The sequence below is a fragment of the Staphylococcus lugdunensis genome (assembly GCF_001558775.1).
Lineage (GTDB): Bacteria > Bacillota > Bacilli > Staphylococcales > Staphylococcaceae > Staphylococcus > Staphylococcus lugdunensis.
This window is the reverse complement of record NZ_CP014022.1, coordinates 1,510,637-1,533,571: the sequence shown is the minus strand read 5'-3', so window position 1 is coordinate 1,533,571 and position 22,935 is coordinate 1,510,637. Positions and strand designations below refer to the sequence as shown.

Here is a 22,935-nt window from a genome sequence, read left to right as displayed (position 1 = left end):
TGTAATTAAAATGATCAGATCATGTACTATTGATGATGCAGTTCAATTACAAAAGATCGCTTATCAAACATTTGATGAAACGTTTAGATTTCAAAATAAAGAAGAGAATATTAATCAATATCTAGCTGAAAATTTCACTCATGATAAAGTCATCGATGAATTAAATAACCCCCATTCCTTTTTTTACTTTATTTATGATGAAGATAAATTGGCAGGATATTTAAAATTAAATATCAAAGATGCCCAAACTGAAACATACAATGACAACGATTTAGAGATTGAGCGTATATATATCTTAAGCACTTTTCAGCATAAAGGGCTAGGAAAAGCATTATTCAATCAAGCGTTAACATTAGCAAATCAACTTTCTTGTGACTCTATTTGGTTAGGTGTGTGGGAAAAAAATGATAACGCCATAACATTTTATAAAAACTTGGGATTTCATGTAATTGATAGCCACATATTTTATATGGGAGACGAAAAACAGACAGATTATATTATGATGATGCATATATAAAGGAGAGAGTATCATGTATATTCCAAAGCACTACCAAATGAAAAATGATAACAATATTAAAAAATTTATGGAAGAACATAACTTTGTCACAATAGTTACCGTTGATGATCATATTCCTATTGCTACACATGTACCCGTAATGATTGAATACAACGAAGACACGATGTATTTATCCGGACATTTTGCAAAAGGCAACCCGCAATGGAAGACGATACAAGATAATTCAAATATACTAGTGATCTTTTCAGGTCCTCATAGTTATATTTCTTCAAGTTGGTACGAAGAAGAAGATGTACCAACATGGGATTATCAAAGTGTGCATGCTTATGGCACTGGTGCGCTATTAAACGAAGCTGAATTAACATATGCATTAAAAAGTATGCTTAATAAATATGAAGCGCATCGCGAAAATGGTGCTACTTGGGATAAACTGTCTAATCAAACTTTAAAACAAATTAAAGGTGTCATAGGATTTAAAATCAAAGTAAACCGATTGGAAGCAGCATATAAATTAAGCCAAACTCGAAGTGAAAAGGAAAAAGAAAATATTATTTCTAAACTTAAGCAAAGTAATGACAATGTACAAATTAACTTAGCCGATGAAATTGAAAACTATAAATAGAAGACATTCTATAATAATTTAAACATTTAACATATATTCGTTACCCCTTCAAAATCAGCATTCATAGCTCCATTTTGAAGGGGACATTTTATATCTAATAGCACATAAGCATTTGCTTATTTGACATATTTGACTTTAGACAATCATAAATACTGCTCCAAAATCCCCGTATACTATAATATTAATCAACAATAATTTTTACTACATAAAACTTTAACATTTATATTTTTTTATATCTATATACTAAGTTTAAATTACATATAAATTATAAAATTTTTGTTGACTTAGAAAACCTAATCATAGATACTATTCTTGATAATGATTATCATTGTCATACATCATGAAGGAGGCTCATTTAGTCAATGAATAAAGTTGTTAACATTATAGTTACTGCACTTGCTTGTATTGTCATTTTAGCAGGATGTAGTGGAAATTCTAATAAATCAACATCAGATCAGTCAGACAAGGACACAATGAAAATTAAACATGCGATGGGAACCACAGAAATTAAAGGTCAACCTAAACGTGTGGTTACATTATATCAAGGTGCCACTGATGTCGCTGTCTCTTTAGGTGTTAAGCCTGTAGGAGCTGTTGAATCATGGACACAAAAACCAAAATACAATTATTTAAAAAAGGCGTTAAAAGACACAACGATTGTTGGACAAGAACCTACGCCTAATTTAGAAGAAATTTCTAAACTAAAACCAGATTTGATTGTCGCTTCCAAAGTTCGAAATGAAAAGGTTTATGATCAATTATCTAAAATTGCGCCAACCATTTCGACTGATAATGTCTTTAAGTTTAAAGATACTACAAAGTTAATGGGTAAGGCTTTAGGAAAAGAACGTAAAGCAGATAAATTACTTAAAAAATATGATGATAAAGTCGCAGCATTTAAAAAGGATGCTGAGGCAAAATATAAAGACGCTTGGCCATTGTCTGCTTCAGTAGTCAACTTCCGTGCAGATCATACTAGAATATATGCTGGTGGTTACGCTGGTGAAATATTAAGTGATTTAGGATTTAAACGAAATAAAGCTTTACAAAAAGAAGTAGATAAAGGAAAAGACATTATTCAGCTAACATCAAAAGAAAGTATTCCATTAATGAAAGCGGACCATATCTTTGTGGTTCAGTCTGATCCTACCGCAAAAGATGCAGGGTTAGTTAAGAAAACAGAAGATGAATGGACGTCAAGTAAAGAATGGAAACATTTAACTGCAGTTAAAAATAACCAAGTATCAACCGACTTAGACGAAATCACTTGGAATTTAGCTGGTGGTTATCAATCTTCGTTAAAACTCATCGATGATTTATATGACAAACTCAATATTGATAAACAATCAAAGTAACTAAGGAGTTATTCAATGCTACTTAAACCAAAATATCAAATCGCACTTGCTGGTTTCTGCCTTGTTATTGTAACTATCTCTAGTTTGATGATTGGAAACACGCTTGTATCACCTATGACGTTGATACAAGCGTTATTCAACTTTGATAGCGCGAATGAGCTACACCACATTGTTACTGGAACACGAACCTCTAGAACAATCATTGCATTGCTTACTGGTGCTGCACTAGCCATAGCAGGTTTGTTGATGCAAGCACTCACACGTAACCCTATTGCCTCTCCAGGATTATTTGGTGTAAATGCGGGTGCAGTATTTTTTGTTATCTTGAGCATTACTTTTTTCCAGATTCAATCATTTAAAGTAATTATCGTTATTGCATTTCTAGGTGCCATTATTGTAACCATATTAGTTGTCACATTAGGAATGTTTAGACAGACTCAATTCTCACCACAACGTGTAATTCTAGCCGGTGCTGCAATATCTATGTTATTTACAGCGTTCACACAAGGCATTTTAATCATGAATGAAACAGATTTACAAGGCCTATTATTTTGGTTAAGTGGTTCTGTATCATTACGTAATATTTGGGATATGACATGGATTATTCCACTCATTTTAATACTTATACTTATCGCATTCAGTATGGGTGCGCATATTAATATCTTGATGACAAGTGACGATATCGCTACTGGTTTAGGACAAAATATTAGAGTAGTAAAATGGCTCATTATACTACTGATTAGTATGTTAGCAAGTATTTCCGTTGCTGTGGCTGGTTCAATTGCATTTATTGGCTTAATCGTCCCCAACATAAGTAAAAGACTATTGCCACCAAATTATAAATACCTCATACCATTTAATGCACTTGCTGGCGCGAATTTAATGCTCTTATCGGATATGATTGCACGAGTAATTATCCAACCGCTTGAACTACCCATCGGTGTTGTAACCGCTATAATGGGCGCAAGTGTATTAATTTATCTTATGCAGAAAGGACCACATCGCTTATGACAGAAAGGATTAAAAAGAAAGACTTTTATTACCTTATCATTGCGCTTATTTTCTTAATAGTAATTTCAGTTATTAGCATGATGGCTGGTTCCAGTTATATTTCTTTGCAACGCATTGTCATGTATTTTTTCAATCCAGCTGATAGTATTGATCAGTTTACGATAGAGGTATTGCGCTTGCCGCGAATCATATTAGCCATTTTAGCTGGTATGGCTCTCGGTATAAGTGGTTTAATACTGCAAAATGTGCTAAAGAATCCTATTGCCTCACCCGATATTATCGGCATTACAGGAGGTGCGAGCTTAGGAGCAGTCATATTTATTAACTTTTTTAATCAAATAAGTATACAGGTGCTCCCACTATTCGCAGTCACTGGAGGGATGATCGCAATGCTGGTTCTACTCATCTTTCAAAAGCAAGGCCAAATTAAGCCAACAACATTAATTATTATTGGCATTTCTATGCAAACGCTCTGCATAGCATTAGTACAAGGCTTGCTTATAACGACCAAGCAACTATCAGCTGCTAAAGCTTACACATGGTTAGTGGGAAGTCTCTATGGCGCAACATTTAAAGATAGTATTGTTCTAGGTAGTGTCCTTATTGCGATTGTTCCACTGCTTCTGATAATCATTCCTAAAATGAAAATATCCGCATTAACTGACCCTTTAGCTATTGGTTTAGGTTTACATGTACAGCGCATGAAACTAATGCAAATACTAATAGCTACGATATTAGTATCCATAGCCATTAGTCTAGTGGGAAATATTAGCTTCGTTGGATTAATTGCCCCACACATTGCTAAGACAATCGTTAAAGGCAGTTACGCTAGCAAATTGTTGATGTCAGGAATGTTAGGTGCCATCTCAATAGTCATTGCCGATTTAATTGGACGTACCTTATTTCTTCCAAAAGAAGTTCCTGCTGGTATATTTATAGCCGCTTTTGGTGCGCCATTCTTTATATATTTATTACTAACTGTTAAAAAATTATAAAAAAGTAGTCAACCTTCAGACATACCGCACGCTAAATTATAACTAAATGCATCGCCATGCATAGGTGTGTAACTTATCTATAACTGCAAAGTATTTTGGCAAGACTTATGAAGAAACAAGACAGGCTGAAACTGTCCTCTAAGAAAGCCAACAATACGAAGCATTGTACTAAACCAAAGTACAACTTTTGGGGTGCACATCACATTGAATAAAAAAGAAGCACTCAGATGAGTTGAATTTAATTCATCTGAGTGTTATTTTTCTGAGATGTATGTCCCAGCCTGTTCTTTTTCAATGACTCGTGTCCCAAGATGATACTTTATAGCACAACACTTGCATTCACAATGCTTCTTAAGGTTGAATATATTGTAATGTCTCAGCTTGATTAGCATTGATTTTACGATATGAAATCACACCTAAGCCTTTGACATTGCTTTCTGAGATAATAATTGAACCATCGCTATTTACTTTTTCGACAAACGCAACATGTCCATAATAGCGATCCGCATTAAGCTGCCCTGGTTTAAACGATACTGCTGTATGTTCTGATGGATGATTTGACACTTGATAGCCTTTATCACGAGCACGCACAGCCCAGTCTCCGCCATTACCCATTGATCCATCTACATAAAGATTAAATTGCTGCAAACGATTATAGACATACCAGGTACACTGCCCTTGTGGGTAAAAGTTTTTAGACTGACTGTCCATTTCTTTAAACGGCTTATAGTCACCTTGATTATCATCGTAAGACTTATTGAAAAATGCTTCATCTAAAATAGGCATTTCTTCTCCATCCAGTTCCGTTAGACGATATTGTTTAATAATACTATTTAATTTTTTATCGTAATCAGGATCCGTTGAATACGTACCTATTAAACTTTTTGTAGCATCTTCATATGTCATGCCAGGTGTCTTCCAACTACCTTGATAAATATTGTTATTCCCGTCGATACCATAACGAATTAACTTAGCATAATCTTCTAATGCTGCTTTAGTATCAGGATAATTGCGAAATGCTGCAGTTGTTTGATACATTTTACCTTCAGAATCTGCTTCTAATGTATTGAAGTTTGTAGTTTCTCCTTGATAAGCACCTTTCACGCCAAATAAATTGTTATGTGGCGCACTTGCAAGCGCACTATTACCAGAATCAGATTCTAATATGGCTTGTGCAATCATTACAGAAGCATACAAATGTTCCTTTTGTGCAACATGATGTGCATCTTCAGCAATGTTTTGTATAAATTCACGCGTGTCACTACTCTGAGCAACTTCATACTGTGTTTCATCTTTATCATCATCAGTATCTGGCGCTTGCTGCAATATCGCTGTATCGCGATAACCATTTGTAGATGAATCTCCCTGCTTCGTCACAACTTGTGCTGCTCTCCTTTGAGATGACTCATTTTCACTCGTCTGAGGATTGTTAACTTGCTGATGTTGTGCCTTAGACGTCGTTAACTGCTTAGATTGTACATCGTTCGATTCTTCATCATGTTGCATACGTTGAATCAATGTTTCATCATCATGCTGAGATGCAACTGTTGACGTCTCATTAGGTGGTAATAAAGTTACTTTAGGTGGCTTATGCTGATTGACGCGTTGATGCGAGGCAACCACTTTAGGCAATGGTACTTCTTCTTCAATATCATTGATTGGTACTTCCGTTGATTCAATGTGCTTGTCTTTTGGGCTAAGATACGCATCCTCATCTTGCTTATGTACCTTTTTATTTTTATGTTGATGCACTTGCGTATCCATCGCATAGGAACTTAGTGGCGTACTTATCAATTGCGACAATGCAGTGACGGTAATTACACAAAATATTAATTTATTTCTGCTCACTTATTTACCTCCATCAATTCTCTATTCCCCAGTGCTGATTGCATGAATAAATTTCAAAGCAATCTGATTCACTTTACTTTAAATATTGATAACCAATGTCATATTTTATTACAGTATTTTCTAAGATTGGACTTGAACTATCTTGTGATTGATGACGTACATGTTGGTGTGCTTTGCGAAAAACATCTGATTGTAACCAATCTTTAAAATCTTCTTCAGTGTCCCATAATGTTAAAATTTTCACTTCATCATAATCTTCTAATTCATGTGTTTTCGTAACAAACATGCCTTTAAAGCCTTCTAATGTCTCTATCCCATGTCTAGTATAGAATCGATCGATAATCCCTTCTGCTGTACCTTTATCTAACTTTAATTTGTTTTCTGCCATAAAATTCATTGCTACATGCTCCTTTTCTATTTTAATTCAACTAATTTTGTGACCACTACAATACGGCCAGATGTTTGACTATACGCATCTTCACATGTCGATAACGTTACAATCTTATCTTTAGCTGATACTTCTGTAGTAGTATTTATTACCGACTTGCGCATCGTTTCTTTTAAAAATTTGTCATAGGCTTGCTGCGTTTTAAAATATGTTTGAATATAATTATCTTTCGTCGTTGTTTGATAAGCACTTAAAACTTCTAAGCGATATTTATGATATTTTGTATCGAATTGAATGCTTTTATGCTTATCATAAAATGATTGTTTTAAATATTTTTCTAATACATCAAACATGGTGTTATCACCAACATGATGTCCATAAATGACAGTGTTTAAATCAGGCTGTGCTATCGCATTACGATAATCCATAAAAATACTACCTTTGCGACTTGCTTCATGCTCAAAATCATGCTGTAAATAAGTCTTATTATCTTTAGCCTGCAATACCGGATAATTTAAAGTTGAATCACTAAGGTGAATCCAGCCAACAATATCCTTGTTCACTTGTTCTAATTGTGTAAACTGTGGTCTGACCTCATTATTTGCTGATTGCGTAGTATAGTTTTGTTGTAAGTTCTTATATCTTTCTTCAGCTTGTTTATCTGCTAAATGTAAATGATAAATTTGATAGACTGAAATGACGATAACTGCTATTAGGATGATTTGACATAATCGAAGCACTAATTTCATTTGTTGTGTCCGCCTCGTTTTTTGACAATGACCGTGCCGCAATCAGGATCTTGAAGTATCTTTGCATCAATGTGGTACATGTCTTGAATTAATGTGTGGTCAATAATATCTTTAGGTCGCCCTTGCGCAAGTAATCCTTTATTGCCTAGACAAATCAGTTCGTCACTATATTCAATCGCTTGATTAATATCATGTAGCACCATAATAATCGTCATTTGATATTCCTCATGCAGCCATTTAATGATATCTAAAACTTGATACTGATAATGAATATCTAAAAAGGTTGTTGGCTCATCTAACAATAAGTATTGAGGTTCTTGTGCTAAAGCCATGCCAATAAATACACGCTGTAATTCACCACCAGATAGGTTCATCACTGATTGATGTTCAAATTGTGTCAAATCTAATTGTTGAATCACCGTATTCACGACACTATCTTTGCGTAAATCTTTCTTAAACAGACGTTGATAACTATAACGGCCTGTTTCAATCACTTGTCTAACAGTAAAATCTTCAGGTACCTTACTTTTTTGATGTACCGTCGCTAATCGCTGAGCTAACGCTTTCTGGCTATATTGATTTAATAATTTGTCTTGAAGAAAAATCTGACCACTTTTTGGCTTGAGATTATGAGATAAAAGTTGCAACAAAGTAGATTTTCCTGATCCATTTGGCCCAATAATGGTAGTTATCGCATTCGACTTAAATTCGAGTGAAATATCTTCAAAGATTGGTCGCTGTAAGTCGTAATAAAAGTTAAGATGTTCTATGCGCATGACTTACCGCTCCTTTACAAATCATATAAATTAATATTGGACCACCTAGCATCATGGTTAGCACATTCGCTGGTATTTCAAGTGGTGGATGACTAGTACGGCCAATGATATCGGCTAACAACACCAACCATGCACCCATCATAGCTGAGTATGGCAATACTTTTTTATAATTACTGCCAATACATCTACGTACAATATGTGGCACAATCAAACCTACAAATGCCATTTGTCCTACTATTGCTGTTGCACCACTTGCTAAAAAGACAGCGACTAATCCAATCATTAATCGATACTTCGTAATATTAAAACCGATATTATTTGCCTGCTTCTCATCAAAAGCCAATAAGTTTGTTTTTTGTGCCAAAATCAAAGCTAAAGTAATACCGATGATTGCAGTAATTGCAACAATGTATACATCATTCCAAGTTTTCATAGTAAGACCTTGTGGAATCTTCATAAACGGATCTTGAGCTAACAGTTCTAGTATGCCATTTAACATTGCATATAATGCCACACCTACAAGAATCATTCTCACTGGCGCTAATTTATATTTCGCAATAAGCACAAACAACACCATAAATGGTATAACACCACCAATAAAACTTAGAAATGGCGCGTAAAAATATAACCCTGGAAATAGTAAAAGCACAAGACTGCGAACCACTAACGCACCTGATGAAACACCCAAAATATTTGCTTCTGCGAGTGGATTTTGCAGAACAGCCTGTAATAAAGCGCCTGATACTGCTAATATAGCCCCCACAAATAATGCAATAAATATCCTTGGAAACCTTAAATCGATAACCGCATCAACATGCTGTTCGCTACCAGTAGTTACTTTAGTCATTACTTGATCAAAACTAATTGGTATTTTACCAACAACCACAGCAACATATGTTGTCACAATGAGCAATGCTAACATGATAACCATTAAAAATGCTGGATGTTTTTTCATATCCTCTTCCTCTTTTAAAACTTAATGTTGATTATAAAAAACGTCATATAATTGCTTCATGGCATCATCAGCATCAACATTTGCAGTAATGCCAAAAGGTATCTCTTCTAAATCATACACACGGTCTTCTTTAACTGCTTTAAAATGTTTCCAAATGTCATTTTGCTTAAATTCTTTTTGGAACATCTTTTTCACTTCATCTGGCATACCATGAGGCAAGCGTAAAATAATGTCTGGATCGACATTCACTAGATTTTCAGTATTAGAAGATATATATTGTTTTGATGTATCTTTAATCACATTTTCTCCACCTGCAATTTTCACTAAATCCCCAATATATGATTTATCTGTAGCTACTAAATAACTTCCAGGAACCCCCATTAAAATAAGCACTTTAGGGTGTTTCTTTTGTTTAGCAGCTTTGTCTTGAATATCCTTTTTGACTGAATTGATGTGTTGATTTAATGCTTTTGCCTTACTTTCACGATTAAATTGATGTCCCAATTGCGTGATGGATTTTTCCATGCCATCTAAACTATCGTAATCGTAATAATATCCCTTCATATTCAATTGTTTATAAAACGGCTTCATTTCATCTTTAATCGTACTTACACTTAATACATGCGTTGGATTGACTTGTTTCACTGCTTCCACACTTGGTTGCATCGGTTGCCCAACTTCTGGCACGTCTTTATAACGCTTAGGCAATGTTTTATATGTCGTTGGCTTTCCGACAATAGGAATGTCCAGTTTATCTAGTGTCATCGTTAAAGCCACCGTGGTTGGTACGATACGATATGCGTTACCTTGTTGATCTACATTATCACCTTTTGTATGTTTACTACTTTGACTACATCCAGTAAGCAACACAAGCAATATAGCTAATGATGACATTATTTTGCTGATGTTCATTTTGTTACTCACCGCTTTCTATTAATGAAATATGTAGCAATTAAACCTGCTACTGAAATAAAAATTAAAATTCCGAATATAATATAGTCTTTCGTATGTTTTGGCAAATTAACGTTAGGTTGTTTATTGCCATCTGTGTGATAAGATTTATCAGCATTTCTATCAAATGCTGGTGTTCGTTTATTTTTATCTTTGTGCTGTTGCGCGGCGTGCGCTTTATTTTTTGATGCAGCTGTTGTTACTTGTTTCTTTTCACCTTGTTGTGCTGACGATTCATGTGAAGATGGTGTTGGTGTTGAACTTGATGATTGCGTTGTCGTTTCACTATTATTAGACGGCGTTGTTGTTCTACTTGAAGTATCTTGATTGTTGGATGCATGTGTATCATTATTTTGCTGTGTTTGTTGTTGCTGCTTAACATGCGCTTGTTGTTTTTCTGAAGCTGGAGGTACTGACTTATCTCCGGGGTCTTGCTGATGTTTATCTTTGTTACGTTTTTCCGCTGATGTATCTGATTGACTATCGTCTGTTTCATTTGGATGTTTTACACCTAGCACAATATACGTTGTGTAGTGATGATCATAGTTTAATTCTGGAATGACAATGTGGATGCGTGCTTCTATCTCTTTAGTATCTTCTTCTACAGGTATGCGCACAGTGGCTTCTTGAGTATCACTATTTTCATAGATGACCTCATGTTGTAATTTCGTATTTTGATGATAAAATTGATAACTTTGCCACCAGTCTATATGCGTTAACGTCATTTCAAAATAACGTTTCCCTTGAATCGTGACGTAATGTCCTGGGTGTTTCACATAATCATCCATATGTGACAGCTTATTTTCTTCTTTTTTACGTACATAAAAATTAACTGCTCGCTTATTAACCTGATGACCGTCTTCTTGCGCTGTTGATGGTGTAATATTGAATAGCAGTTGTTGCTGTTTTTCTTGCCCATTCTCTATAGTTGTAACGTTAACTTTATAATGCGTTTGTTGCTTATTTAAAGGTAACAATACATAATCTTTAGTTGGCTGTGATGGTGTGGTATGTATGTTAAGTAATCTCATTTGCCCTTGATCTTCAACTTGAAGTTGCTTCCACAATCCATGTTTAGCAATGTTAATTTTTGCTACAAGTCGCCCATGATCTTTAATGATTTGAACACTTGGATCAACCATCTTATTGTATGATTGCGCAAGTGTCTTGCTATCTGCATAATAAATACTTAATTGAGCGTTGCTTGAATGAGTCCATTGGTTTGTGTCTATATGAGAAGGAGCTGATGAATAACTCGAATCATCAGCTCTAACATTAAGCATTGCCGCATTACTATATGAGCCAGTAACAACAGACCATGAAAAAATTAATGACGTAGCCAATAATAATTTCAAACGCTTAGACATTATTAGTGGTTACCTTTTCTGTTACGTTTTAAAATTGCAACAGATAGCATTAAGAATACCACGGCTACAACTGGTATTAAATAAACATATGCCGGTGTACCAGCACTCGTTTGAGGATTTTCAACTGAAGATCCATCAGTAGATGCGCTGTTACTATCTGAGCTTGTACCATTTCCTGCATCACTTGCTGCTGAGCCTGTACCGCCATTTTCCGATTTATTTATTCCCGGTGTTGCTGCACTAGAACTACCACTATCTTTGCCGTTAAATTTATATGTAATGTTATAGTGGTGGTCATATTTAAAAGGTTTACCATTTACTTTTTCATTTATATAAACTGAAATTTTACCGTCTACTTTACCTGATGTTTTACTTACTTCAAATTCTGACGTACGTTCATCTTTTGCTTTATTGGTATTGATGATTTTTTCATTTTTACCTTCAATACTCATTCCGGTAATCCAGTGACTATGATTAACTGTTATTTGAACATATTTCTTACCATTTCTTTCAACTACGGTTGCTGGTTTATTAAAATAGTCATTCGCAATCGAAGTATCATTGGTATTATATTTTAATACCTCATAATTAAGTGACTGACCCTCTGCGAACGCGCTGCTTGATGACAATATCCCAAATGAGAAAATACATAAGAATATAAAACTAACTATTTTAAATACTGTTTTCACGCTTATTTTGCCTCCTTTTCACGATAAAAATATAATCATTTTGCTCACTCTAGTTCTACTTATTAGATTAATTGAAAATGATTATCAATGTCAATTTATTTTTTAAATTTTTTCTTAATTTTTTAAGGCATTTAAGAAAATAAAAAACTGATCGCACCACATTAGCAATTAAAATGACAACGCTTAGCTCATACTCCATACATAGAACGTTTTATCGCAATTCCTTATATATTAATGTCTTTATCTAGATTGTATTAACAAAGTTATGGTAGTCGTGACATAAGAGATTGAAGCGTGCTTAAACAGTTATATCATTGCTAACCTATAATGAAAGTATCTTCCATAATGGATTTAGTTGTATTTTCATTTAGTGTCCATTTCCTTCATTGTAATAGCATATAATTTAATCAATGTTATTTAATTTTATTATCAAAACAATTATTAAAAAAGCAATATTAAAATATTTATACCTTGTTGTAAAATGACATGGAACTGATATAATCAATAATGATAATCATTTTCAATAAGTGACACATTACATTATTCATACCACATGACTTACACACTACTCTCTAGTTCTGATAATCATCTTTAAAAATTTAAATTATATTGATACAAGGAGACAAACACATGAAAAAACATCAACGTACACAAACTAATAAATTTGGCTTTATCGCTAACCACTATTCCATTCGCAAATTCTCAGTAGGTACGGCTTCAATTATCGTTGGTTCACTACTCTTTTTAGGTAATCCTGCACATGCTGCTGAAGCTAATACCACGCAAAATGAACCTGCTACGCATCAAGAGAACAAAGTAGAAACAAACATTGATCCAATTATTATCGATCAACCTCAAAATCAAGCTGCCACAACTAACCAAACGCCAAAAACAGAGCAAAATCATACACAAGCAAATAAACAACTGGCTAAAAGTAATCAAGCTGCAGCAGTAACATCGGACAGCAAGTCACAAAATGATGCACAAGCATCACCTAAACAATCAAGTACATCGAAACAAGACGCAGTCAAGCAACAAGCAACCCAAGCAAATACTAAAGCACCTGCTCAACCTGCGACACAACAAACAAGAGAAGCTCAACCAGTCGTACGTTCTGTTAAAAGCGCTACTTCAGAAACAACTGAAGACTTCGAGTTTCAAGTGAACAAAGATAAAACAAAACAAAAATCTACAATGAATCAATATATGAACCATCCAGGCAAACTCGTTCATGCGAATAATAAATACTACTTTGAAGCTGAATTAAACCATGCCAAATGGTGGAAATCATTTGAATTTTATGACGAAAATAATAACAAGCTTAATACCGTAGTAACTAAAGATGATACAAGTAAAAATATCAAGACAATCCGTGTCGAAGTGGCATCAGGTACACAACAACTGATTTCGAAAGTACATATTATTGTCCCAGTGATTAATTATGATCATGAATATACAACTCAAATCGCATTTGCTAAACCTGTTCCACAGCCTGCCAAAGCACAAGCAAGCAAAGCACAAGCGCTTGATGTACAATCAACTCAAAAAAATGCTGTTAAACCAGAAACATTGGCACAAGCTAAAAATGTAGCTCGTCCATCTGTTATGACTTTAAGTGCTAAAAAACCTGCTTCACAACAAGCAAAATCAGCAGCAGTAACACAAACTGCGAAATATAAAGTACAAAAAGATAAATCAACAGAAACATCTGTTATGGATGGCTACATGGAACACCCAGGTAAATTCATTAAAGAAAATGGTAAAACTTACTTTGAAGTTACATTGAAAAATGCTGACTGGTGGAAATCATTCCAATTCTTTACACCACAAAATAAAGAATTAACAACAACCGTTGTCAAACACGATAAAAAAGCAGATACTAAAACCATTCGTGTCGAAGTAAAACCAGGCATGAAACAGTTAATTTCTAGAGTGCATATCGTTGTCCCAGCCATTAACTACGACAACAAATACCAAACGACACTATTATTTGAAACACCTGTACCTGAATTAACTACAGCCAAACCAGAAACACCAAAAACCAAACCAGCAAATAAGACAAATAAAGCTAAAACATCAACTACAAAGCCAACAAAAGCAAATAAAGAAAATAAAGCTAATAAAACTAAAAAAGTTGATAAAGCTAAAAATAATGCACCAAAAGTAGTTCAACCTGCAACAACAGTAAATCAACATTCTAAAGCAGCTGCTACGCACACGACAATTAAACCGAGTCACGTATCTACTACAGTCAATCATGATGCAACAGCAACACAACATCATACACCAGTTGTAGCAAGCACTTATAAACCAGCTAAGGATGAAGTTAAGGCACAAGCTACAATGGCACAACCAACAACACAACAACATGTACATTTATCTCAAAACAAACATGAAGATAAACAACACGTTGCCATGACAAAACCACAACCAGCTCAACAAAGTCATATGCATTCATTGCCAAACACTGGACAAGAAAATGCGACAACTTCAGCATCAATTTTTGGTAGCTTATTGGCCCTAGGTGGTTCTATCTTACTATTTGGTAGAAAACGTAAAGAACAACGTTAATATCACCCAAATAATTAAATGAACGTGATAGACAAAGACGAAATCTCAACAGAAAACTGAGATTTCGTCTTATTTAATATTTATTTAATTTATAAATAGTGGCGCAAGCCGCATTTCATTTTCAGAATTCAAAACAAATTGAGCCACTAGTTGTCCATGTGCAATTTCGATGACTTCATCCGTACAAGCCATCAGTAATTCATAATCATGCGTGATTAATACGATCGTGTATCCCTTATCAGCTAATCTGTTTAATAACGCTGCCATCTGTCTCATGTTAGCCCCATCTAACCCACTTGAAGGTTCATCAAAGATTAATATTTTTCTATTAGATACGACTGCACTAGCCACAGCTAGACGCTGCTGTTGCCCACCAGATAATGCTAACGGATGTGTATCTGATTGATGCGCAATATTAAATATCTCCAAATTATGCTGGATTTCTTCTGCAGTCAACGTCTCATCACTTAAGCGCAATTCTTCTTCTAAATCTTCAGCAAATAACTGACGGTGTACATCTTGAAACACCATAAAGACATTTTTCAGACGTGCTTTGCGCTTTAATGTTAACTGCGCTTCTACAACTGTACCTTTAAAATGTCGTTCTAAACCGCATAAACAACGTGCAAAGGTTGATTTACCAGCACCATTATGCCCCACTATAGCCGTGACTGCCCCACGTGCTAATGATAAGTCGCCTAACTGTAATGTTGTCTTATCCTGTTTCTTATATTTAAAATTAAATTCATTCAATTGCAATCTGTTCTCGCTGTCAATATGTCGCTGATGTGATTTCCCGGGTAATAAATCTAGTCGAGTTGCGCGTAACCCTAAGCCTGCTAATTGTGTTTGAGTTAACTGCTTCAGCTCAGCTGATGTGTAACTATGTGCCACCGCACCTTGTTCCATGACGACTAAGCGATTCACAATATCGTATAGATAATATAAGCGATGTTCTGCAATAATCACTGTCTTCCCAGCTTGTTTCCATCGAAGGATTAATTGCTTTAACTTTTTGATTGTCTCATGATCTAAATTGGAAGATGGCTCATCTAATATAATGATGTCATGTTGACAAACTTCAATTGTGGCACAAGCCAACAGTTGCTTTTCACCACCCGATAATTTAAAAATATCTCTATCTAACAAATGGCTTAAGTTTAAATCTGTGGTTCCTTTACGAATTTGCTCTGTAATATACTGTGGATGATAGCCATAATTTTCTGCTTCAAATGCCATCTCACTCGTACTATTCAGACAAAAAAACTGTGCGCGAGGATTTTGAAATACCGAACCAGTTTGTTGAGATAAATCATAGATCGACTGTGTTTGCGTTGACATTCCATTTATGATGATTTCCCCTGTTAACTTGCCATTAAAAAAGTATGGAATCAAGCCATTAAATAATCTTAGTAAGGTTGTCTTCCCACAACCTGATGCACCAGTAAAACAAATGACCTCTCCAGATGAAATGAGTAAATCAATATCCCTTAATGATGGCGTTCCGTTTTCATATGAAAATGACACATGTTTCAATTCAATCATGGTCCTTCACCTCACATTACATAATAAAGAATAACTAAACTCAATGTACCCAACAGCATCATCCAATCTAACAGCGTCATTTGTATATGATGTATAGACGTGCGGGCATTCGTTAAATTAAGTCCTCGAGTGATTGCTGACATGGTTAATTCATTTCCAATTTTTAACACACTATTAATCAATGGGACATAACGATACTCTATATATTTTATCGGATGTTTCCCTGCCGATTTAACATCAATTTGACGCATGGTCATCGCATCTTTGACCGCACTTGATTCTTCTTTAATAGTTGGAATAAAACGAAACATAACTGCTAAAGGCAGTGTTACTTTTCGCGAAACTTTCAATCGCTCTAAGCCTTGAATCAGCGTTTCAACTTGAGTTGTTTGAACAATAAAATAACCCATAGCTAGCGCCGAAGCAAATTTCGTAATAATGATGACAACAATAAATAATAACAACTGTGTTCGAATAGACATAAATGCTTCTATATACCAACTCATCCCAATCATAATGCCCAATATAAGTCCTTTATAATAAAAACCTACACCAATTAGCAAACACACCGGTATTAACATTAAAAATAGTCTAGGATATTTATGTAACCCTAAACTATTTCCAGTCATTGCTACAAATGAAATTAACAACATCAACGTTATTTTGACACGAGGATCGAAATTAAATATACGCGGCTTGTTACTTATATAACCTAACATTTTAAATCATACCTGCACGTTTAAAATGTTTACGTAAGACTGTTGTAGCAATAATGTAACCTAGCCATGCACCAATAATTGTTAAAATAATTAAAACTGGAATCATTTGATATGAAAATAACATTGCTACAGTTTGTTCATAATGACTGCCATGTCGTTCAGCTAAATGTGCTAAAAATGTTTGTCTCATAAAGTAAAACGGTAATAAATTACCGATGGACCACATTGAAAAAATAATATAACCTAGGGCATTTAATTTCGTATTCTGATAATGACCACGCGCCATAATATAATCTGCAATAACCGTCACTGGAATACTGTAGATTAGTGCAATCCAAGGATGCCCGCCAATAATCAATAAAATATTAATAATAAGACATAAAATAGTTAGCGCTCCAAATTTTTGTGTTTTAGCAATTAACAACATAATTGGTATTGCGCCTAAAAAGCCAATCATGGCAGGTAACAATAACATAAAAATAGGAATGATACCCAATATACCTGGTATCGCAATGACCATGAAATAAATAGCTGTAAATATCCCAATATGTATTAACTCTTTAACATCTAATGTTTGTTTCTTCATTTGTCACACTCCTTTAATGTAAAACAATCATAAAATATCTTCTTACAATGATATATGGTACGAAGTATAAGTGTACTATAATTGATAATGATTATCAATTAAGCACATCTTTCTTAGATAATTACAACTTCATTCCGTATTAAGCACTTGTACTGTAGAATATTATATTCTAAATTTTTACAAAAATTATTTTAACTTAAATTCTATTTAAAAAATACTACCCAATTACATAAAAATTATGTATAATCATTTTAACTCAACTGATAATGATTATCAATTGAGAAAAATAAATTGGGAGTTGTTAAAACCATGAAAAACAACCACGAAAATAACAATGCAAGACCAAATCAGCATTTTTCAATACGTAAATTCTCAATAGGTGCGGCTTCAATTACATTAGGCACATGCTTATTTTTAAATGCCGAACATCAGGCACAAGCTGCAGAGAACGCAGTAGAACCAGCTCATTCAGCTGTTGCATCAGAAAATAATACACCTGCACAAAGCAAGCCAGTTGCGCCGACAGTGGAAACGAATGCGCAGCCTAACGCTGATCACACTGACAAGACAGTAGCTACAACTACAACGAATGATAAGTCGCGTGCTCAAGCAAACGATAAACAAACGGTTACACCTGCAACTAACGTCTCTAATACGACACAACCTAAAGCTGCACCTGCGCCAACAGCATTAACTACAAACGCTGTTAATCCTAAGTCTTCTACTGCAGTGTCAAATCCAGCTAAACAGGCTGTAGATCAATCTATTAAAGATGCTGTTAAAGATAAGACATATACAAACAAGCCACATGATACTTCAAACAGTCGACCTGTATCATTCGAAATGAAAAACAAAGACGGTGACCTTCAGTTCTATCATTATGCAAGTACAATTTCTCCAGCCAATGTTTATTTCAACAAAGATAAAAATAAAACAACTGTAGAATTAGGATTAAAAACCGCTTCAACTTGGAAAAAATTTGAAGTTTATGAAAATAATAAAAAGCTGCCTATTGAACTCGTTACTTATAACCCAGAAACAGACGATGCGTATATTCGCTTCGATGTATCCAATGGCACAAAAGAACTCGTTATAAAATCATCTACACAAATTTATAATGATCCTGAAACAAACTATGACTATACGAAAATGGTTTTTGAACAACCCATCTATAATGATGAAAGTAAATTCAAAACACGTGAAGATTTCGAAACAGAAGCACTATTAGCAGATTACAACAAAGCTAAAACTTTAGAACGTAAAATTTACGAACTCAACCGTGTTAAAGATCAACTACCAGAAAAATTAAGAGCACAATACAGTCAAAAATTAGAGCAACTAAAGAAAGATTTAGACCAAGAAGTTGCCTCTGCTAAAGTGGAATTCGAACACGCACCCGTTAAAAAAGTTCAAATAACGAACAGCAAAGCGCTGGACATTTCAGTATTACAAAGTGATGATGACGACCTTTCAACGATGGATGGCTTTGTTGAAAAACCATTTGAACTTGTAGAAGTAGACGGTAAAAAGTACATTAAATTAACAACAACAATAGATTCAATTTGGAAAGATTTCCAAGTCGAAGGGCAACGTGTGATGACCATTGATAAAGATACGGTCAATGATAAACGTACTGTACTCTTCCCATATGTAGAAGGTAAAGAGATTTATAATTCGATTGTTAAAGTAGATTTCCCAACAATAGGCTATTCTGGTCAATATCATGTGCGCATTAAAAATAATGCGATTTCTAAAAAAGCAGACGCGGAAGCACCAACAACACCAAACAATAAAAAAGATGCTAAACCTGACATAAACCAAGCAGATACAGCAACTTCTAATAACAAGAAAGCAGATAAACCAATCGTAAAACCAGCTGACACTACAACAGACCACAAAAAAGTAACCAAACCTGTAGTTACAACAACACACGCACCGGCAAACCATAAACAAATGAATAAACCAACTGTGAGTGTAGCTTCAAACACTGGTCATACTAAACAAACTGTAGTCCAACAAACAGCAGCGCACAATCATACACACAGTAATACATCACATCAAAATGTAAGCACTGAAACACAAATAAGCACGCTAAATGTTGCTAAACATTCAGTACACAATCAAGTGCAACACAACAATCAACGAAGTCACCACACACAACAACAGGATGTAACCAAACCTTTATCACATGCACAGAACAATCGTACAGTGCAATCACAGACATCACATATGCATAAAACAGCAGCACCTCTGTCACCGGTAGCACAACATACATTACCAGCTACCGGCCAAACAACAAATCATGCAACATTGTGGGCATCATTAGTTGCTATTTTAGGTGGTATAATGTTCTTAATACGCCCGAAAAAGAAACATCAATAAATAAAGCACTGAAAGATACCACCGCAAAATGTATAAGGAATTGTGCAGTTAGAAATTTTTAGTTTTTATTATATAATTCATACCTCTTCCAATATACATGCTGCACCTTGAAATATAATAAGTGCATTACATTCATCACTGTTTAGGCTATAAAGTTTAATTATAAATAGGCATAATAAAATGTAGGAAAATGGCAGCTTCAACCTGCTGTTTTTCCTACATTTTTTTAGTTATAAACGATATCACAACATGATGTTAACGTCCGTTCACCTTGACGTAAGCTAAATATTAATATACTTTCACGAGTTATTTCAGTTTATCTAAAGCAATATTCATCTTTAAAACATTGACATAATCATCAGCCATAGGCAAAGATTTTTTATTTTCTACAATCACATGATTGACTTTAGACACATCAATATCACGCGCTTTTGCTATTCTTTGGGCCTGTTGTTCAGCATTCTTAACGGTAATATCCGGATCCAATCCTGAAGCAGAAGCTGTGACAGCATCGACAGAACGTGCTTTACCCTCTTGTTGAATCATCTCTTTCACACGTTGCTTCAATTTAGGATTACTATTGCCGAAATTCGATCCTCCTGAGGCAGGCCCACCATTGCTATTTACTTCTTGATTATTCATATTATAATTCACAGCACTTATACGACCATGAAAGTATTTCCGACTCTCCCATTGTTGACCAATCAATTCAGAACCGACAACTTTACCATTTTTCGTGATTAAACTTCCATTTGCTTGATGTGGAAATATAATCTGTCCAACAGCTGTTACAGTCAACGGAAATAACAGTCCACATAATATCAACATGACAATGACGAGCCTAGTACTTTTTCTTATCGCTTGTATCATTTTATTATATTCTCCTTCAAACAATAAATTGAATGATTAAATCAATCAGCTTAATACCAATAAATGGTACAATCATGCCACCTATTCCATAAATCAATATATTCTTTATTAATATCATTTGAGTTGAAACACCTTTAAATTTCACGCCTTTCATTGCAATTGGAATAAGCAACACAATAATCAAGGCATTAAATATTAAAGCTGAAAGTACGGCTGATTCTGGTGAATGTAAATGCATCATATTCAAATGATTCATTGCAGGCATAGCAGACATAAACATTGCAGGTAAAATGGCAAAATATTTAGCCACATCATTCGCAATACTGAACGTTGTTAAAGCCCCTCGCGTCATGAGTAATTGTCTGCCTATCAATACAACTTCCATTAATTTAGTTGGATTTGAATCTAGATCAATCAAATTGGCAGCTTCTTTCGCACTCATCGTACCTGAATTCATCGCTAGCCCCACATTAGCTACAGCTAAAGCAGGTGCATCATTTGTACCATCACCTGTCATCGCGACGATATGACCTTTTGCTTGTTCTTCTTTAATAACATTAATTTTATCTTCAGGTTTACACTCGGCAACAAAGCGATCTACACCCGCTTCTTTCGCAATGGTTGCAGCAGTAAGTTGATTGTCTCCTGTACACATCACCGTTTCGATGCCCATCGCACGCAATTCTTGAAAACGTGCCACTAACCCTTCTTTAATAACATCTTTTAAATAAATAACACCTAATATGACGTTATTTTCAATGACAACTAATGGTGTGCCACCTTTTTTAGACACTTCATTTACATACGTGTCTAAATCATCAGGAATATGGCCACCTGCTTCTTTAACACGTTTAATCATGCTATTAGGTGCACCTTTATAGACTTCGCGATTAGAAAATTTCACACCACTCATGCGTGTTTCAGCAGTAAATGGGAAATATTCTCCTCTGTCTGTTGGTAAATCAATGTGTTGCTGACGTGCTAACTTTACAATACTGCTACCTTCTGGTGTATCATCTTCGACAGAACATTCGTATGAAGCTTTTACCAATCTTTCAAACTGCGTCGATGCAACCGGAATAAATTCACTAGCCATACGATTCCCATAAGTAATTGTCCCAGTTTTGTCTAATATCAAAACATTAACATCCCCACATGTTTCTACTGAACGCCCGCTTTTAGCTAAAATATTAAATTGTGTAACGCGATCCATACCCGCGATTCCAATGGCAGATAATAAGCCACCAATCGTTGTTGGAATCAGACAAACAGTTAAAGCAATCAGCATTGCAATAGATAAATTGAAATGTAAAAATGTCGCTAAAGGATACATTGTTAAAATGACAACTAAAAAAACAATTGTTAAGGTCATCAATAATGTAAATAATGCGATTTCGTTAGGTGTTTTCTTTCTTGTCGCATTTTCAACCAAATAAATCATTTTATCTAAAAATGATTGACCTGGATTTGATGTGATTTCAACCTCCAACCAGTCGGAAGCTACAGAAGTACCTCCAATAACATTATTGAAGTCTCCTCCACTTTCTTTAATAACTGGTGCAGACTCACCTGTAATTGCAGATTCATCTACGGTAGCTAATCCATTAATAACTTGACCGTCATTCGGAATTTGCTCGCCCGTTTCTACACGTACAATATCTCCTTTTTTCAATTGGCTAGCATCAATGATTTCATAACTACCGTCAGACTTAATACGTCTTGCAGTCATTTCAGTTTGTGTTTGGCGCAATGCTTTTGCCTGTGCTTTACCACGTCCTTCTGCTAAAGCCTCTGAAAAATTTGCGAAAATTAACGTTAATAATAATATAAAGAAAATACTAAATAAATACGTTCGTGATACATTTTCATAACTAAATAAATTTGGTGCCATTGTTAAAATTAAAGAGAGCATCATCCCTACTTCTACCACAAACATAATAGGATTTTTAACCATGCATACTGGGTTTAATTTAATAATGCTTTCTTTTAAAGCCTGTTTGACCAAACTGGATTCAAATATTTTTTTAGTTTCAATCATT

At 34.7% G+C, this 22,935-nt stretch carries 20 protein-coding genes; 7 read left to right on the top strand and 13 right to left on the bottom strand.

What is annotated here, in order from left to right; translation table 11 throughout:
* Positions 1–10: 10 nt before the first annotated feature.
* The 5 genes from AL499_RS07235 (at position 11) to AL499_RS07215 (ending at position 4,500) form a co-directional block, all read left to right on the top strand.
* Positions 11–517, top strand: a complete 507-nt coding sequence (locus tag AL499_RS07235; protein WP_002491942.1) for a GNAT family N-acetyltransferase — start codon at positions 11–13, stop codon at positions 515–517.
* Between the two features lie 13 nt (positions 518–530).
* Positions 531–1,139 (top strand): FMN-binding negative transcriptional regulator, encoded by a 609-nt coding sequence (locus AL499_RS07230; RefSeq protein ID WP_002491974.1) that lies wholly within the window; start codon positions 531–533, stop codon positions 1,137–1,139.
* A 362-nt stretch (positions 1,140–1,501) separates the two neighbouring features.
* Positions 1,502–2,494 (top strand): ABC transporter substrate-binding protein, encoded by a 993-nt coding sequence (locus AL499_RS07225; protein ID WP_002460906.1) that lies wholly within the window; start codon positions 1,502–1,504, stop codon positions 2,492–2,494.
* A 15-nt stretch (positions 2,495–2,509) separates the two neighbouring features.
* Positions 2,510–3,505, top strand: a complete 996-nt coding sequence (locus tag AL499_RS07220) for a FecCD family ABC transporter permease (protein ID WP_002491989.1) — start codon at positions 2,510–2,512, stop codon at positions 3,503–3,505.
* Positions 3,502–4,500, top strand: a complete 999-nt coding sequence (locus AL499_RS07215; protein WP_002491991.1) for a FecCD family ABC transporter permease — start codon at positions 3,502–3,504, stop codon at positions 4,498–4,500. The genes AL499_RS07220 and AL499_RS07215 overlap by 4 nt, the downstream gene beginning before the upstream one ends.
* Positions 4,501–4,851: 351 nt before the next feature.
* Here AL499_RS07215 and AL499_RS07210 read toward each other — a convergent pair whose 3' ends face one another.
* From AL499_RS07210 to isdC, 8 genes are all read right to left on the bottom strand, one after another.
* Positions 4,852–6,348 (bottom strand): glucosaminidase domain-containing protein, encoded by a 1,497-nt coding sequence (locus tag AL499_RS07210; RefSeq protein ID WP_002491987.1) that lies wholly within the window; start codon positions 6,346–6,348, stop codon positions 4,852–4,854.
* Positions 6,349–6,421: 73 nt separating this feature from the next.
* On the bottom strand, positions 6,422–6,745 hold the full coding sequence (gene isdG / locus AL499_RS07205; RefSeq protein WP_002460913.1) for a staphylobilin-forming heme oxygenase IsdG: 324 nt from the start codon (positions 6,743–6,745) through the stop codon (positions 6,422–6,424).
* 17 nt (positions 6,746–6,762) lie between these two features.
* Positions 6,763–7,485 carry a class B sortase gene (srtB, locus tag AL499_RS07200; protein WP_002491976.1) on the bottom strand — a complete coding sequence of 241 codons (723 nt, stop codon included), beginning with the start codon at positions 7,483–7,485 and terminating at the stop codon, positions 6,763–6,765.
* Positions 7,482–8,261, bottom strand: a complete 780-nt coding sequence (locus AL499_RS07195) for an ABC transporter ATP-binding protein (RefSeq protein ID WP_002460916.1) — start codon at positions 8,259–8,261, stop codon at positions 7,482–7,484. Before AL499_RS07195 ends, srtB begins: the two co-directional genes overlap by 4 nt.
* Positions 8,242–9,216 (bottom strand): FecCD family ABC transporter permease, encoded by a 975-nt coding sequence (locus AL499_RS07190; RefSeq protein ID WP_002491948.1) that lies wholly within the window; start codon positions 9,214–9,216, stop codon positions 8,242–8,244. The genes AL499_RS07195 and AL499_RS07190 overlap by 20 nt, the downstream gene beginning before the upstream one ends.
* Before the next feature lie 21 nt (positions 9,217–9,237).
* Entirely contained in the window at positions 9,238–10,128 is an 891-nt protein-coding gene (gene isdE, locus AL499_RS07185) for a heme ABC transporter substrate-binding protein IsdE (RefSeq protein WP_002460919.1), read from the bottom strand.
* Between the two features lie 8 nt (positions 10,129–10,136).
* A complete protein-coding gene (locus tag AL499_RS07180; RefSeq protein WP_002491953.1) occupies positions 10,137–11,534 on the bottom strand; it encodes an NEAT domain-containing protein in 1,398 nt (465 codons plus the stop codon).
* Positions 11,535–11,536: 2 nt separating this feature from the next.
* Positions 11,537–12,223: a heme uptake protein IsdC gene (isdC, locus tag AL499_RS07175; protein ID WP_002460922.1), complete on the bottom strand. Its 687-nt coding sequence runs from the start codon at positions 12,221–12,223 to the stop codon at positions 11,537–11,539.
* A 630-nt stretch (positions 12,224–12,853) separates the two neighbouring features.
* On the opposite strand from isdC, the gene AL499_RS07170 reads away from it, so the two are divergent.
* Positions 12,854–14,794, top strand: coding sequence for an NEAT domain-containing protein (locus AL499_RS07170; protein ID WP_037540707.1), 1,941 nt, complete (start codon positions 12,854–12,856; stop codon positions 14,792–14,794).
* Positions 14,795–14,878: 84 nt separating this feature from the next.
* On the opposite strand, the gene AL499_RS07165 is transcribed toward AL499_RS07170, so the two are convergent.
* The 3 genes from AL499_RS07165 to AL499_RS07155 are packed head-to-tail and all read right to left on the bottom strand — an operon-like array spanning position 14,879 to position 17,644.
* Entirely contained in the window at positions 14,879–16,339 is a 1,461-nt protein-coding gene (locus AL499_RS07165; RefSeq protein ID WP_062248887.1) for an ABC transporter ATP-binding protein, read from the bottom strand.
* Positions 16,340–16,350: 11 nt separating this feature from the next.
* Positions 16,351–17,058, bottom strand: a complete 708-nt coding sequence (locus AL499_RS07160; protein WP_002460926.1) for an energy-coupling factor transporter transmembrane component T — start codon at positions 17,056–17,058, stop codon at positions 16,351–16,353.
* A gap of 1 nt (position 17,059) precedes the next feature.
* On the bottom strand, positions 17,060–17,644 hold the full coding sequence (locus tag AL499_RS07155) for an MptD family putative ECF transporter S component (protein WP_002491958.1): 585 nt from the start codon (positions 17,642–17,644) through the stop codon (positions 17,060–17,062).
* 309 nt (positions 17,645–17,953) lie between these two features.
* Between AL499_RS07155 and AL499_RS07150 the strand changes: the two genes are divergently transcribed.
* Positions 17,954–20,026 (top strand): NEAT domain-containing protein, encoded by a 2,073-nt coding sequence (locus AL499_RS07150; RefSeq protein ID WP_002491967.1) that lies wholly within the window; start codon positions 17,954–17,956, stop codon positions 20,024–20,026.
* A 306-nt stretch (positions 20,027–20,332) separates the two neighbouring features.
* On the opposite strand, the gene AL499_RS07145 is transcribed toward AL499_RS07150, so the two are convergent.
* Entirely contained in the window at positions 20,333–20,893 is a 561-nt protein-coding gene (locus AL499_RS07145; protein ID WP_225306489.1) for a K(+)-transporting ATPase subunit C, read from the bottom strand.
* Positions 20,894–20,912: 19 nt separating this feature from the next.
* Positions 20,913–22,934, bottom strand: coding sequence for a K(+)-transporting ATPase subunit B (locus AL499_RS07140; protein WP_002460930.1), 2,022 nt, complete (start codon positions 22,932–22,934; stop codon positions 20,913–20,915).
* Position 22,935 lies beyond the last annotated feature (1 nt).

Bases quoted from the DNA above. Each gene is read 5' to 3' on its own strand.
- AL499_RS07140 (WP_002460930.1), bottom strand. From the start codon at position 22,934: ATGATTGAAACTAAAAAAATATTTGAATCCAGTTTGGTCAAACAGGCT.
- isdG (WP_002460913.1), bottom strand. From the start codon at position 6,745: ATGAATTTTATGGCAGAAAACAAATTAAAGTTAGATAAAGGTACAGCA.
- AL499_RS07220 (WP_002491989.1), top strand. From the start codon at position 2,510: ATGCTACTTAAACCAAAATATCAAATCGCACTTGCTGGTTTCTGCCTT.
- AL499_RS07215 (WP_002491991.1), top strand. From the start codon at position 3,502: ATGACAGAAAGGATTAAAAAGAAAGACTTTTATTACCTTATCATTGCG.
- AL499_RS07230 (WP_002491974.1), top strand. From the start codon at position 531: ATGTATATTCCAAAGCACTACCAAATGAAAAATGATAACAATATTAAA.
- AL499_RS07160 (WP_002460926.1), bottom strand. From the start codon at position 17,058: ATGTTAGGTTATATAAGTAACAAGCCGCGTATATTTAATTTCGATCCT.
- AL499_RS07150 (WP_002491967.1), top strand. From the start codon at position 17,954: ATGAAAAACAACCACGAAAATAACAATGCAAGACCAAATCAGCATTTT.
- isdE (WP_002460919.1), bottom strand. From the start codon at position 10,128: ATGAACATCAGCAAAATAATGTCATCATTAGCTATATTGCTTGTGTTG.
- AL499_RS07155 (WP_002491958.1), bottom strand. From the start codon at position 17,644: ATGAAGAAACAAACATTAGATGTTAAAGAGTTAATACATATTGGGATA.
- AL499_RS07235 (WP_002491942.1), top strand. From the start codon at position 11: ATGATCAGATCATGTACTATTGATGATGCAGTTCAATTACAAAAGATC.
- AL499_RS07225 (WP_002460906.1), top strand. From the start codon at position 1,502: ATGAATAAAGTTGTTAACATTATAGTTACTGCACTTGCTTGTATTGTC.
- AL499_RS07170 (WP_037540707.1), top strand. From the start codon at position 12,854: ATGAAAAAACATCAACGTACACAAACTAATAAATTTGGCTTTATCGCT.
- srtB (WP_002491976.1), bottom strand. From the start codon at position 7,485: ATGAAATTAGTGCTTCGATTATGTCAAATCATCCTAATAGCAGTTATC.
- AL499_RS07165 (WP_062248887.1), bottom strand. From the start codon at position 16,339: ATGATTGAATTGAAACATGTGTCATTTTCATATGAAAACGGAACGCCA.
- AL499_RS07190 (WP_002491948.1), bottom strand. From the start codon at position 9,216: ATGAAAAAACATCCAGCATTTTTAATGGTTATCATGTTAGCATTGCTC.
- AL499_RS07180 (WP_002491953.1), bottom strand. From the start codon at position 11,534: ATGTCTAAGCGTTTGAAATTATTATTGGCTACGTCATTAATTTTTTCA.
- AL499_RS07195 (WP_002460916.1), bottom strand. From the start codon at position 8,261: ATGCGCATAGAACATCTTAACTTTTATTACGACTTACAGCGACCAATC.